General features: G+C 57.7%; 17 protein-coding genes and 1 pseudogene. 5 read left to right on the top strand and 13 right to left on the bottom strand.

From position 1 onward, the window contains the following. Nucleotides 1-5 precede the first annotated feature (5 nt). Nucleotides 6-1,922: a M13-type metalloendopeptidase gene (locus QKE52_RS08250; RefSeq protein ID WP_347948551.1), complete on the bottom strand. Its 1,917-nt coding sequence runs from the start codon at nucleotides 1,920-1,922 to the stop codon at nucleotides 6-8. A 42-nt stretch (nucleotides 1,923-1,964) separates the two neighbouring features. Here QKE52_RS08250 and QKE52_RS08255 point away from each other — a divergent pair, with 42 nt between their 5' ends. Then, nucleotides 1,965-2,456 (top strand): hypothetical protein, encoded by a 492-nt coding sequence (locus QKE52_RS08255; protein ID WP_049156735.1) that lies wholly within the window; start codon nucleotides 1,965-1,967, stop codon nucleotides 2,454-2,456. After that, entirely contained in the window at nucleotides 2,456-3,298 is an 843-nt protein-coding gene (locus QKE52_RS08260) for a PrsW family intramembrane metalloprotease (protein ID WP_049156732.1), read from the top strand. The genes QKE52_RS08255 and QKE52_RS08260 overlap by 1 nt, the downstream gene beginning before the upstream one ends. A gap of 1 nt (nucleotide 3,299) precedes the next feature. Here QKE52_RS08260 and QKE52_RS08265 read toward each other — a convergent pair whose 3' ends face one another. Both QKE52_RS08265 and QKE52_RS08270 read right to left on the bottom strand, forming a co-directional pair. Beyond that, entirely contained in the window at nucleotides 3,300-3,902 is a 603-nt protein-coding gene (locus tag QKE52_RS08265) for a hypothetical protein (RefSeq protein ID WP_347948552.1), read from the bottom strand. A gap of 100 nt (nucleotides 3,903-4,002) precedes the next feature. Next, complete coding sequence (locus QKE52_RS08270; protein ID WP_070517095.1) at nucleotides 4,003-4,776, bottom strand: hypothetical protein; 774 nt, start codon at nucleotides 4,774-4,776, stop codon at nucleotides 4,003-4,005. A 285-nt stretch (nucleotides 4,777-5,061) separates the two neighbouring features. Between QKE52_RS08270 and QKE52_RS08275 the strand changes: the two genes are divergently transcribed. Next, the gene (locus QKE52_RS08275) at nucleotides 5,062-5,835 is read left to right on the top strand and encodes a hypothetical protein (protein WP_293777839.1); all 774 of its coding nucleotides are present in this window, start codon (nucleotides 5,062-5,064) and stop codon (nucleotides 5,833-5,835) included. A gap of 5 nt (nucleotides 5,836-5,840) precedes the next feature. Continuing rightward, a complete protein-coding gene (locus QKE52_RS08280) occupies nucleotides 5,841-6,335 on the top strand; it encodes an HNH endonuclease signature motif containing protein (RefSeq protein WP_293777836.1) in 495 nt (164 codons plus the stop codon). A gap of 41 nt (nucleotides 6,336-6,376) precedes the next feature. Here QKE52_RS08280 and QKE52_RS08285 read toward each other — a convergent pair whose 3' ends face one another. The 10 genes and pseudogenes from QKE52_RS08285 to QKE52_RS08330 form a co-directional block, all read right to left on the bottom strand. After that, nucleotides 6,377-6,685: an SMR family transporter gene (locus QKE52_RS08285; protein WP_046648595.1), complete on the bottom strand. Its 309-nt coding sequence runs from the start codon at nucleotides 6,683-6,685 to the stop codon at nucleotides 6,377-6,379. Next, complete coding sequence (locus QKE52_RS08290) at nucleotides 6,682-7,032, bottom strand: SMR family transporter (protein WP_046648597.1); 351 nt, start codon at nucleotides 7,030-7,032, stop codon at nucleotides 6,682-6,684. Before QKE52_RS08290 ends, QKE52_RS08285 begins: the two co-directional genes overlap by 4 nt. 2 nt (nucleotides 7,033-7,034) lie before the next feature. Beyond that, nucleotides 7,035-7,328, bottom strand: coding sequence for an MGMT family protein (locus QKE52_RS08295; protein ID WP_080975120.1), 294 nt, complete (start codon nucleotides 7,326-7,328; stop codon nucleotides 7,035-7,037). Continuing rightward, nucleotides 7,300-8,004 carry a VOC family protein gene (locus tag QKE52_RS08300; protein WP_070517092.1) on the bottom strand — a complete coding sequence of 235 codons (705 nt, stop codon included), beginning with the start codon at nucleotides 8,002-8,004 and terminating at the stop codon, nucleotides 7,300-7,302. The genes QKE52_RS08295 and QKE52_RS08300 overlap by 29 nt, the downstream gene beginning before the upstream one ends. Further along, on the bottom strand, nucleotides 8,004-8,282 hold the full coding sequence (locus QKE52_RS08305; RefSeq protein WP_046648682.1) for an RNA-binding S4 domain-containing protein: 279 nt from the start codon (nucleotides 8,280-8,282) through the stop codon (nucleotides 8,004-8,006). The genes QKE52_RS08300 and QKE52_RS08305 overlap by 1 nt, the downstream gene beginning before the upstream one ends. Continuing rightward, entirely contained in the window at nucleotides 8,263-8,949 is a 687-nt protein-coding gene (locus QKE52_RS08310) for a LysE family translocator (RefSeq protein ID WP_046648600.1), read from the bottom strand. The genes QKE52_RS08305 and QKE52_RS08310 overlap by 20 nt, the downstream gene beginning before the upstream one ends. A gap of 80 nt (nucleotides 8,950-9,029) precedes the next feature. Beyond that, nucleotides 9,030-9,722, bottom strand: coding sequence for an SDR family oxidoreductase (locus QKE52_RS08315; RefSeq protein ID WP_175974152.1), 693 nt, complete (start codon nucleotides 9,720-9,722; stop codon nucleotides 9,030-9,032). 5 nt (nucleotides 9,723-9,727) lie between these two features. Further along, nucleotides 9,728-10,099, bottom strand: a complete 372-nt coding sequence (locus tag QKE52_RS08320) for an NAD(P)H-dependent oxidoreductase (RefSeq protein WP_257995583.1) — start codon at nucleotides 10,097-10,099, stop codon at nucleotides 9,728-9,730. A gap of 20 nt (nucleotides 10,100-10,119) precedes the next feature. Beyond that, a protein-coding gene (locus QKE52_RS08325; RefSeq protein ID WP_347948553.1) for an IS3 family transposase occupies nucleotides 10,120-11,336 on the bottom strand; the annotation gives its coding sequence in 2 pieces (ribosomal slippage) (nucleotides 10,120-11,075 and nucleotides 11,075-11,336; 1,218 coding nt in all). Nucleotides 11,337-11,402: 66 nt separating this feature from the next. Next, nucleotides 11,403-11,591 (bottom strand): annotated as a pseudogene (locus QKE52_RS08330) (NAD(P)H-dependent oxidoreductase); the annotation flags it as partial. A gap of 52 nt (nucleotides 11,592-11,643) precedes the next feature. Between QKE52_RS08330 and QKE52_RS08335 the strand changes: the two are divergent. Beyond that, entirely contained in the window at nucleotides 11,644-12,816 is a 1,173-nt protein-coding gene (locus QKE52_RS08335; protein ID WP_230308949.1) for a Fic/DOC family N-terminal domain-containing protein, read from the top strand. Nucleotides 12,817-12,829 lie beyond the last annotated feature (13 nt).

Here is a 12,829-nt window from a genome sequence, read left to right on the forward strand (position 1 = left end):
GGGTACTACCAGATGGTGACGCGCTCCTCTGGGACCAATCCATCCTCGACATCAAAAGCCTCGTAGAACTCGTCAATGTTCTCGGCGATGATGTTGCAGCGGAACTCCGCCGGCGAGTGCGGGTCAATAGCCAAGTACTGCGTAGCCATCTCCGGACGAATAGCAGTACGCCACACGCGCGCCCACGCCAGGAAGAAGCGCTGCAGACCGGTGTACTCGTGCTCTGCCAATTCAGGCTCAGCACCTTCTGCCTCAAAGGGCGCGACCTGACCGTTGATGTCCAGGCCCTTGTCGGCGCAGTAGTTCTTGTAGGCCACCACGGCAATGCCCAATCCGCCCAGGTCACCGATGTTCTCACCCAGAGTGAAGCTGCCGTTGACGCCTGCGGAATCAGTGCCCTCCAGTACCTTGGGCACCTGGCCTTGGAACTGATCCACCAGCTTCGCGGTCAACTTCTCGAAGGCCGCGCGGTCCTCATCCGTCCACCAAGAGTTGAGGTTGCCCTGGCCATCATACTGCGAGCCCTGATCATCAAAGCCATGCCCAATCTCGTGGCCAATCACCGCGCCGATAGCACCGAAGTTCTCCGCGGCATCAGCTTCTGGGTTATAGAACGGCGGGCGCAAAATAGCCGCCGGGAAGGTGATGTCATTGACCACCGGATTATAAAAAGCATTCACCGTCTGCGGGGTGGAGAACCATTCATCGCGGTCCGCCGGCTTGCCAATCTTGGCCAACTCATAATCGTGGTTCCACGCGTTGCCTGCGCGCACATTGGCCACCAAGTCCGCACCCTTCGGCGAAAACTCCAGGTCAGAGTAGTCGCGCCACGTATCCGGGTACCCAATCTTGGCCTTGAACTGGGAGAGCTTTTCCAGCGCGCGCTCGCGGGTACCCGGGTTCATCCACTCCAGCTGCGAAATCCTCTCGCGGTAGGCGGCGGTAAGGTATTCCACCAGCTCATCCATCTCGGACTTCGAGGACGGCGGGAAGTGCTTGTCCACGAAGACCTTGCCGATTTCCTGGCCCACCATGTTTTCCGCCAGCCCGACGGCGCGCTTCCAACGTGCACGCTGTTCAGTAGCACCCGAGAGCTTAGTTCCATAGAACTCGAAGTTCTTCTTACCGATCTCCTCGGTGAGGTAGGGGGCACGCGACAACAGAATGTGCCACGTAGCCCACAGTTGCCAATCCGCCATACGGCCGGCGGTGAACAGGCCCTCGAGGTGCTCAAAGTAGGACGGCATCATGGCCACCACGCGGTGCTCCGGCAGTCCCCCACCCTGCAGGATGGCGCGGGTGATGCTGGGCAGATTGGCGACGTCCACCGGGTTATACGTCTTCACCGCATCACGGGAGGCCACCACATCCCAATGCCCAGCCGCAATTTCCTTCTCCAGGTTCACGATGCGGGTAGCTGCAACCTCCGCGCCCAGCCCGAAGAGGCGAGCGGGATCTAAGAATCCCAGCATCGCCGCAACGTGCTTCTCGTAGTCAGCGAGCGTCTGCGCGTGAGCTTCTTCGCGGTAATAAGCCTCATCCGGCAGACCTAAACCAGACTGAATAATGTAGGCCACCGCGTCCTCGGAGCCGGAGTCTTTTTCTACCCAGAAGGTCACTGGGGCACCAACGCCCTCGCGCTCCAGAATACCCAGGTTGTGCGCCAGCTCCTCCGGATCAGCCGCAACCAGCTTGTCCAGATCTTCGGAAAGTGGCGCCGTCCCCGCAGCATTGACTCCCTCAACGTCCATGTGAGAGGAATACACGATCCCAGGACGGCCAGCGTCTTCCTTAACGATCTCGTGGACGAGTTCCTCGGCTTCGTCGCGCAGCGCGTGGAAGGTGCCGTCGACACCGCGATCATCGGGGATAACGTGGGACTCAATCCATGGGCCATTAACAAATTGATACAGATCCTTCATGCACTTCACTCTATGTCAGAAGCACGCGTTAGTGTGGTGTGCATGACTTCTTATCGTTTCCCTCCGGCGAAGATGACGGGACCTTTCTTCGCCGTGCTCGGGGCAACCTTGCTCGTCCTTGGGCTGCCCGCTGTGCTGAGCTTGGCCTTGCCGGAACGTGAACCTGAAATGGAAGAAGTGGTGCTCGATGACCCTGAGTGGCGCCAACCCATCGAGGGCCTTACGTGCAGCGTAAATCATGATTCCATGGCCAACCAGGCCTGGGACTGCGGCGATACCTTGGTCGAGGCCTATGTCACCGAAGGCGTCGAGGACGATGCACTCGCTTTGCGCCGCGCCGTGCGCGCAACCAGCTTCGAGGGCATGCCGAAGAAAGAAGACGTTAAAGATGCCGGAGGCATTCTCACCCTTGAAACGGATGGCTTTATTCCGGTCTTCGCCTTCAGCGTGGCTAAAGGCGATCTCAACTATCAGATCGTCTTCTCCAATGGTGACCCGACCGACCTTGCCCAACAATTTATGGAGGCCTTCTGATGAGCAAAATCTTCCGCGTTACCTTGTGGATCATCATTGGTCTCTGCCTACCGATTTCCCTGATTAATCTGCTCGGCATTTTCTTCGTGGCTCCTCTGCCGGGCCTCGTTAGCTTGATCCTCGGCGTCGGCTTCTTAGCGCTGGGCCTGTTCCTGTGGAGTCGCAGTCCGATGTGGGCAAGGCCGGGGAAAGGGTGGGCGTCGGCAAGCGTGCTCTGGGGAGCCGGCGCTGCTGTGACCTTGGCGCTGCTGTCAGCCTCCCCACTGACCGACCTCTCCGTGGGCCTGGGCTGGGAGGAATCCATGATGTCCTGGGCCGGTGCTTATCCGGAAGAATTTGCCAAGGCCCTCGGCGTGGTCTTCATCCTCCTCAGCTTCCGACAGCTCAACCGGCCTTGGCACGGCTTCATCGTCGGTGCGCTCGTGGGCTGGGGCTTCGAAGTCCTGGAAAACAGCCTGTACTCCGCGATGGGTGCACTGATGCACCCGACCTCAGACTGGATCGGCATGCTCCAGATGTGGGGTCTGCGCCTTGTTGCAGGCCCGTGCCTGCACATGTGCTTCTCTGCCATCGCAGGTTTTGGCATCGGCTGGGCTATCTACGCCGCGCATAAACCATGGTGGTGGCGCCTCGGCATTGGCGTGGGCGCGCTGTTTTTCTCCTTCTGTCTCCATTTCGCGTGGAACTACATGTGGGAGGAAACCTGGCAGCTCGTCACGCAGTATGTCCTCGTGGCGCTCATCATGTACCCGACGGTCATCTACCTGGGAATCCGCGCTCACCGCCTGGCCAAGACCGACGACACCTATTCGCATTCGCCGGGCGCGGCCAGCCTGCGGTGACTTAGTCGAACTGTCCTTGCAGGACAGCCACCGCATCGAGCGGAGTCACATGATAAGAAATGGGATTCTGGTTCGCACCGGCCATGAGCGCGTGGGCGCAGGAGTGACCCGCGCCCATCATGTGGCCGAGCTCGTGGGCGATAGTGCCTTGGAGCGCCTCTGGGTACTGAGCGTTAGCGGTCTTGATGAAGAGCATCCCATGGTCCGGGTAGGCCGTACCTTGGACGTAACCGTTCGGTTCCGGCTTGTAGATGATGGCGATGGTGTCTTCATCAGCCTCGGACGGCGCTACTTCCTTAAGCGAGGCCTTCCCGTCGAGCGCGTCGTTCCACTCAGCTACCGCGGCATCGAGCTGCTCGCGGTAGGGGAAATCATCCGCCACCTTGTACTTAAGGACCCCGCTCTGGAAGTAAGAAGGAACGGAATCGGCATCGCGCAGAATAGACGGATCCGGAACGGGCTTTCCTTCATTTGCCAACTTGGTAATGGTGGCACACGCGCCTGGGGAAATAAGCGAACGGGTTTGGTCGCTCTTCGCAGTCGCTGCTGGGGCAGCGCTCAAAGCTGCAACAGCAATGGTCAAAATGGACAACGTCTTGCGCATCAGAAATACCTTTCGGGCTAGCAACTGCTTCGTTGACAGCCGAGAATATATTGATTTCTTAGCAAGCGCAAAGGTACTTCTTAGCTTATTTCCTGGTTGGTCAGCACACCTGCGACGAGCTCGGCACAGCGCGCTTCAGTTCCGCACACGCCCTATCGCGCGCATCTTGGAGGGGCGTCGGCAAGCTCGGCGCCTGCGGAGAAACCTCCACCGCACCGAGAACATCCGTCGTGAGATCCGCCGGGGAACCATAGGTATTAGCCGCCACACTATAACCCGGACCAAAAGAGGCACTCGCGTGAACTTGGCGATCATCCGACCACCCAAATTTCGTGCCGATGATGCCCGGGATTCGTGCGGTGCCAAAGTCCTGGCGGTAACCGTCGGCCGCCGTGGGCGCTGCCGTCGCCATGCCCTTCGTGATCGGCGCGGCAACCGGATCGCCAGAAATCACCCCGATGAAGCGCGTGAGATCCTCCGTCGACGTCGTGACATTTCCCCAGTAGCCGTTGTGGTGGGTCTCCCCCAGCTGATACTCACCGATGATGGAGGGAATCGCCTGCGGATATTTCCACTCTAAGTCGCTGGCAGTTCCGTCCTCAGAGAAACGAATCATGTTCTCCACGCGGGCTTTATCCTCCGGCGCGCCGTACTTCAGCACCCACATGCCGAGGTATAGCTTGGCCAGGGATAGCGCGGCGCGGGACTCATGGCCATTTCCGGTGGAGACTGAGTTTCCGTCGGCATAACGCACGGTCATCTGGGTGCGTGGTGGAACCTTTTCAGGATTGAACGTCAGGGCATGGGCGGGTGGCGCCGTGAGAGCCGCAAGAGCAAGGCCAACGATGAGCGGGGTAGGTTTCAGCACGTGCATAGATTAACTCAAGTCACAATTTTAACAATCTCTAGTGAGGGAGCATTAACCAAACATACGTCCCACTCCAGGGGACTTCCGCACGCCCCGCTTCAAGTCGGAGACCGACTGAAACCACACCTCGCCAGCATCTGTCACCTCAGTTGCCTCCCCTTTAACAACTTTTCTTCCGGGGTAGACATCGTCGAGGGTGTGGCATAAACTCGTTTTTCGAAAGGGGTTTCGAACAGTGGGGGTTCGGATCCTCTCAGTAATTCACTTAAGAAAGAGGGGGTTGCGCGTTTCGTGTCTTCCACTACAGACGTTGTTAATGCGTCCTATTTTTCTCATTCCAATCCGAATGATCCGGTCTGCGTGGCAGGTCAAGGTGTACGCCAGGCAGACTATGAATTCTGGTCCAGCGTTCTTCCCGCACTTGACGAGGACGCCGATACTGCTTGCATGCGCCTTGGGATAAAGACCGGTAAATCTGCTGGCGCGGTAGCCCGCATTATCATGGGCCTTCACCGCCTTACCGAGCTTCCTCAAGTAAAGGCTCTGCAAGATGCCAACCATTTGCTGGATTTAGCGGCTTTGATTGCTATCGATCAGGTGATGGCTAAACTAGGCCAGCCTTCAAAGGAGGTGGTCGCCGCAATTGATGCCTCATTAGCTCGGTGGTTTACCCCGACTAAGCCAAATCAGGTATTTCCCACCGCCGCGCAGATTCGCCGCCGGATACGCGACCTTGTCAAAGTGCATGATGACTCCATCGCCGTGGAGGATAAGCGCCCAAAGAATCGGTACTCCATGATGACCCGCGCCCAGCGCGCCACCCTAGAACTCGAGGTGGACAGCAGCGTCGGAATCATCATCCATGAAGCAATTAAGGCAGCAGCCGAAAAGCATGAGGTGTCCATGGCGGAAGCGCTGATCCTCCTCACTACCGGAAAGGTGGAGCCAGAAGCTGCCCGAGTAGTGCTCCACACATATAAAGCCGACGATGTAGAGGACGCCCCAGTGTACGTGGAAGGACATGGCTGGCAAGTGGAGACATCCCGGCTCAGTCCACAACGGTAAGAGATTTGAGCACCAAGCCGGAGGCCTCTAAGAGCTACGGACCAGCCACGATGGTTCGCAAATACGTTGAAGGCCGCGATGGCACCTGCCGTGCCGCTGGCTGCGGAATGCCGGCGTGGTTGTGTCAGTTAGACCACCGGATTAACTACGCCGATGGTGGGCCAACGCATCCGGACAACATGGTGGCGTTGTGCCAGCACCACCACAATATGAAAACCGATGGACGGGCCTTTTATATCTTGGACCCTGATACCGGGGATGTGGTCTGGCTTTTTGAGGACGGAACTTGGGCAATCACAGAGCCTTCCGGGCCGCTGGCTCCTAAGCGCAAGCGCTGGGCACGGAGCATCGCACAAGATATTGAAGGATATCGCACCAGGAAGCATCGCGAGGCTCAGGAGCTTAAAGCCGAGCTAGACAAAGAACAACGAGAAGCCGCACGCCAAACAGAAAAGGCGAAGAACAAAAAATCTGAAGGCGGTGAAGAAATCCCCTTCTAGGAAGGATCCGTCGTTTACAACGACGAATGGGATAGCCGGCTCTACCCCATATCCACTAGGAGCACTCCGCCAATGATCAGCGCGACCCCTAAACCCTTAAGCCAAGTGAAAGGCTCGCGGAAAAGCATGAAGGATAAAAGAGCAGTAAGCGCCACGCCACAGGCAGTCCAGATTCCATAGGCCACACCTAGCGGTATGCCCTGACGGAGAGCCAACGACAAGAAAACATAGGAGGACACATAGGCCACGACGACCCACGCTACCCACGCCTTCTGCCCATGAACGGCCAGCATACGCAGGCCCAATGTACCGGCGACTTCGATGAGGATGGCAAGGGATAACCAGATCAAGGATCCACCTCCACGAGCGTGGTCTTCGGTTCCCTGCCGCCCATTTCAACGCAGACCACGCCGACGATGATGCACCCCATGCCCACCAACATGAGCGGCGTGAGCTGTTCGCCAAAGAGGTACGCGGACAACCCTGCGGTAAGCACCACGCCGGTTGCGCCCCAGATGCCATAGGCCGCACCCACGTGCATGCCGCAGCGCAACACTTGGTGCAGGGCGGAAAAAGCGACGACGTAGCCCGCCACCACCACGACATAGACCGCGGGGTGCTCTAGCGCCGCCTTGAGGCATAAAGTCGCCACCACCTCACTGATGATGGCAATGGTCAAAAAGAGCCAAGCGCGCACTTTCACCCTCCCAGATCCGCCGCATCCAGACCGCACTTCGAAAGGATCACGCGGTCCCCACGGTGTGGGATACCTTCTTCATCCCAATGGACTTGGGCGGCGGAAGTGTGGGCGCGGCCGGTACTGTTAACCACCCGCCACCAGGGCAGATCTGTGCTTTTCGACATCACCCAGCCCACATACCGCGGGCCGACGCCCGCCACTTTTGCGATCTCTCCGTATGTGGAGACATTGCCGGGCGGTATGCGGCGCACGACCTCCGTAACCCTAGAGTTCGATGGGTTCTTCGGGGGCATCCTCGACCTCACACAAGGTCAGAGTCGCGCCCGTGGAATCCTCGATCAGGCACAGGCGGCCGAATGGTGAATCGTGGGGCTCGCGAATGATTTTTCCGCCGTTATCCACCACAGCCTTCGCCGCTTGGTCGATATCCCGCACGCCCAGGTAGGTTTGCCAGAAACTCGGCAAGCCCTCCGCGTGCCAGAACCCGGCAAAGGCAGCGCCTTCCTCCTCTGCAACCGCGTAGTGCTCATCACCACGGATTTCCCAGTCGAAGAGCTCGCCATAAAAGTCCAACGTCGAGTGGAAATTCTCCGAGACCGTCAGCTCGTGCCATACCGGGGTCCCCGGCTCGCCGCCAGCAACGAAGCGGTCGAGCTCCGGCTGCGTCAAACCAAACATGGCACCACTGTTGTCCAGAACAAGCGCCAACGGCGCGCCTAATGCGAGGATCTTGCCGCCGAGTTGTTCTACCCGGGCGCAGTCGGCTTCCAAGTCGCGGGAAAGGAAGTACGTTGCCCAAGTGTCTTGGCCAGGGACGATCTCCGCGATCGGCAGGCCCTCCAGACGGGCAATGCCCTCTTCGAATTCCCAGCCCAACACGGCGGAATAAAACTCCTCGGAAGCCTTCACGTCGGAGCTAGCCAGAGTAATCCAGTAGGGCATTCCTACTTCTGCTTCAAAGGCGGGCATTAAAGGTTCCTCCACTTCTCCGGGTCGAAGTCATCATCGGCGGTGGCCTCATCAAAATAATCGTCGTCGTCTTCGACGACGCGGGCGCAGGTGTCGGAGACGCAGATGACGTCGCCAAGCGCCAGCGTTGCACCGCGCTGCTTAGTCACTTCCCCATTGACGGTGACCTGGCCTTGCTCGATAAGTTCTTTGGCCTCACCCCCGGTGGCGACCAAGGATGCCAGTTTGAGGAACTGGCCGAGCTTGATGGATTCTCCCTTAATTGAGACTTCTAGCATGCTGACCAGCATACCCAGCGGCTGCACTGAGCAGTCCCTCCACCAGAATGATGACGCCAAGCAGGGCAAACACTACGCCACTAAAGATATCGACACTGGCGGAGTTCTTCGCCATCCACTTCGACACCGCACGAGTACACAGCGCGACACCAACAAAAATAATGAGGCTTTCTATAACCAACACAGAACCAACCGTGGCATTGGCGCTCAAGCCCATGTCCGGATCGATAAAATTGGCAAAGATAGCGCCGAAGAAAATCAGAACCTTGGGGTTGGAAAGGTCGCTGACCAGGCCCATGCGGTACGCCGTGCCGAGTCTGATGATGCCATCCGGGGTGAACCCGCGCGGTTGAGGGTTCATAGTTGCCGGTGCACGGCGCTCTTTGATGCCACCGCTGATGGCAGAAAAAGCCATCCACAGCAGATAGCTGCCGCCGGCAACCTGCAGCGCCACCAGGATTTCCGGGTGCGCCGAAATCAATGCGGTAAGCCCCGCTAGCGAAGCAACGGTCCACATCATCAAGCCGGTGGTGCTACCGATTGCGGCCCACACCGCCGCGCGCGTAGAGCGTGCACCCAAACGAATAATCTGCACCACGTCTGGTCCTGGCGAGGCCATCGCCGCGAACCACACACCCATTAAGGCCACTATGGCGCTGAATGCCATCTAACACCCCCATACTCACATGTGTTTTCACTAACGCATGCCACTATAAGAGGCGTCTCACCTGCAGCGAAACAGGTAATTTAGCTTTGCGTGCGCGGCTTAATGGTCATGGTGTCAATGTTGACGTGCTCCGGCAGCGAGGCCACCCAACGCACGGCCTCAGCGATGTCTTCTGCGGTGAGGTTGAGTTCGCCGTCATACACCTGTACAGCACGTTCGGTGTCGCCCCGAAAACGATTGAGGGAAAACTCCGCCGTGGCTACACGGCCCGGGTCGAGTTCGGTGACACGAACGCCGTGCTCCTCGATACGAAGTGCACGGGAAATCACGCGCACACCGTGCTTAGCGGCGTTGTAGCCGGAGCCGCCCTCGTAGACGTTCCAACCGGCAACGGAGCCCATGTTGATGATGAGCCCACCCCGCAGCTTCGGCATGAGGGCTTGGATCATACGGACAGTGCCTAGGACGTTGACGTCGTACATCCACTGCCAGTCCTCTACGGTGGTCTCCACGAGAGGTTCCAAGCCCTTCGCGCCACCGGCGTTGTTGACCAAGAGGTCCACGCGGTCGAGGTGGGAGACGAACTCAGCCACGGACTCGTCCGAGGTTACGTCGAGGGCGTGCGCCTCGCCGCCGATGTCCTTCGCGAGGGCCTCAAGGCGCTCTACGCGACGCGCACCGACGACAACATGCCAACCGTCGGCCGCCAACGCTCTTGCCGACGCCTCCCCGATCCCCGACGATGCTCCTGTGACGACTGCTACCTTTTCCATGCGCCCTAGGATAGGACTTCTTCCAGCTCGGCGCAGATGTTTTCGACGATCCCGGCCTTGAAATCAGCCGGGGTGAAGGTGCCATCCTTCATGTCGGTATTCAGCGAGATATCCAGCTGGGTGCGCAGCTGCTTCATAGAGAAGTTCGCCATGATGAGGCGCCACGCCTCTACCGCGCGGATGCCGCCGCTGAAGCTGTAGCCCACATACGCAATCGGCTTGCCTACCCACTCGGCGCCGAGGGAATCGACGGCGTTCTTGAAAGCGCCCGGCACGGAGTGGTTGTACTCCGGGGTGACAAAGATATAGCCGTCGCAGGAATCGACAGCATCGGACCAAGCCTGCACCTGCTGGGGTTGCCCGCAAATCGTGGACACGTAGTGGAGCTACCTAGGGGTTAGGCAGCTATTTCTTTTCTGCTGTTGATTGCGCCGGCGTGGTTCTCGAAGTCGACGGGGCTGACCATTCCGAGTGCGGAGTGCCGGCGCCGACGGTTGTAGACGACTTCAATCCAGTAGGCAACAGCCTTGCGTGCAGCATCACGGGTAGGCCATCGCTTACGGTCGTAGAATTCAGTCTTTAGCGTCGACCAGAACGACTCGGCCATCGCGTTATCGAAGCACACACCAGTACGCCCCACAGACTGGGCAATGCCTAGTCTGCGGCAGACCTCCCAGAGCTTCTCGCTGGTGAATTGCGTTCCACGGTCAGCGTGAAACACCAGCCCATCAGGAACGTCACCGCGCAGCGTATGCGCCATCCGCAGGGCCCGTTCAACCAGGTGTGTGTCTTGAACACTATCCATAGCCCAGCCCAGTACCCTGCGGGAATGACCATCGCGGACCGCGCACAAATACAACCAGCCCTCACCGGTGCGCAAGTAGGTAATATCCGACATCCACACCCGATTCAGCTCACCAGTATCAAACATGCGCTTGACCAGGTCAGGAAGAGTTGACTTACGCTTGGCTTGAATCGTTGTCACTGGGACAAAGGCACGCGGTGAAATCCCTTCAATGCCCATCATGCGCATCCGCTTAGCCACAGTCTTGCGATTCAATGTGATCTGGTAGCGCTCGGTAAGTTCTGCGGTGATCCGCGGAGCACCATAAACCTCATCAGAGTCTTTCCAAATCTGATGAATCTTTCGGTCAACATCATCGTAAAATGCAACACGATCATCCTTTCCGGATAGTCGTTTCTGCTGCACATGGGCCCATTTGTAGTATCCAGACCGAGATACTTTTAATAGCCGTGCCATGCGTTTGATGCTGTAGTTTGCCTTCTCCTGCTGCATTAGTTCGAACTTTTCTGCTCGCGTTGCTTCGCGGCGAAGAAGGCTGTCGCTTTTGACAAAAACTCGTTATCCATCTTGGCCTCTGCCAACTCACGGCGCAGGCGAGCATTCTCAGCACGAAGATCAGCCTCACTCATCCCATCTGAAGCTCCTCGACGCTCACGCTCGAGTTTGACCCAGCGGCCTAAAAGCCCGGCGGAAACACCAATCTCTTTAGCCACATGGGCAATCGGGCGCTCTGACTCGATTACCAGGTTTGCGGCTTCACGCCGGTACTCAGGCGTGTACTTCTTGCGCTGTTGACTCACAATGAACATCCTCTCTTACGGACACAAGATCCGTACAAATAGGGTGTCCACTAAACGAGGGTAACCTCACTGCAGATCCTCGTAATTCTTGTTTGCCGCCATAGGAATGACGGAGGTGGTGAGGATCGGAACGTCGAAGGCCTTGAGGTCAATGAGCTCGTAGTCCACGTCGCGCCCCTGAGCGAGGTCGGTGACCCACTGGGCGATGGCCAGTCCGGCGCGGTCGTCGCGGGTAGAGCCGAGGATGATGCCGATTTTCGCCATAAGGATGCCTTTCTTAATTTGTTAACACGTCAACGTCTGAGGGTACGCCGATATGTCGACGCAATCGACAAGTCATCCAGATATGTCGAAAATTCTGAAAAAAATCGACATATCTGCTCAACATGTCTATTCTTTTACCATGCCAACCTATAGCCCGGACACCCCCTACAATGAGCTTCCACCCCTCCCCCCTGCAGAAGTGGTGGAAACCGTTCCCGTGCTTAAGGCCATCATCGATGCTAAGGAAAAACTGGCTGAACTGCGTACGGCCTGCCAGCTCATCCCTAACCCGGAGATCATCACCTCAACGATTCCACTGCGTGAGGCTCGTGCTTCCTCCGAGATTGAGAACATCGTCACCACTAATGACGAGCTCTTCCGTGCGGCGTGGCACGTCGATGCCGAGCCGACTCCTGCCACCAAGGAGGCTCTTCGCTATAACGCCGCGCTCCACGCTGGACTTTCCTCACTATCGCAGCGACCTCTATCAGAAAAGACAGCAAAAATCGTATGCAGCACCCTTCTAGATACTCAGGCCGAGGTGCGTTCACTTCCGGGCACGTTTATCGGTAACCCTGTAACGAAGGAGAGGCTCTACACCCCACCTGAAGGAAGGGAGATTATCGAGGACCATCTCGCAGCGTGGGAGGACTATATATATTGCAGCCACGACGTTGATTCCCTTGTAAAGATGGCACTGCTTCACTATCAATTTGAAGCAATCCATCCTTTCTACGATGGCAATGGGCGCACTGGACGAATCCTTAACGTCCTCTACCTCATCCAAGAAGATCTTCTTGAGCTGCCGGTTTTGTACCTGTCCGGGTATATCGTCGGAAACAAAGCAGACTACTATCGCCATCTCAACGCTGTGACAGCTAAGGGAGCATGGGAAAACTGGCTTCTTTTTATGATCCGCGGCGTTCACGCAGCGGCTGCCGACGCCTCCTCGATGATTACCCAGCTTCGGGCTATCCAGGAAAACACTGCGCAACGAATACGTTCTGCGGGCGTGATTAACCATCCCCTCGAGATGGCCGAGCTCATTCTTATCAAGCCCTATGTACGCATTACTGACGTGGTAGAGACGGGCTTCGTCAAACGCCAAACCGCCAGCGCGTGGCTGGCGCATCTCGTAGATTTAGGAATCCTAGAAGAAATCCAACAAGGCCGCTCCAAGGTTTTCCTTCACCGTGCCGCTCTCGATGTTCTGACTCGAGACTAAGAGGAGGGAATAG

Origin of the sequence: Corynebacterium sp. c25Ua_47 (assembly GCF_039907205.1) — a bacterium.
Lineage (GTDB): Bacteria > Actinomycetota > Actinomycetes > Mycobacteriales > Mycobacteriaceae > Corynebacterium > Corynebacterium hiratae.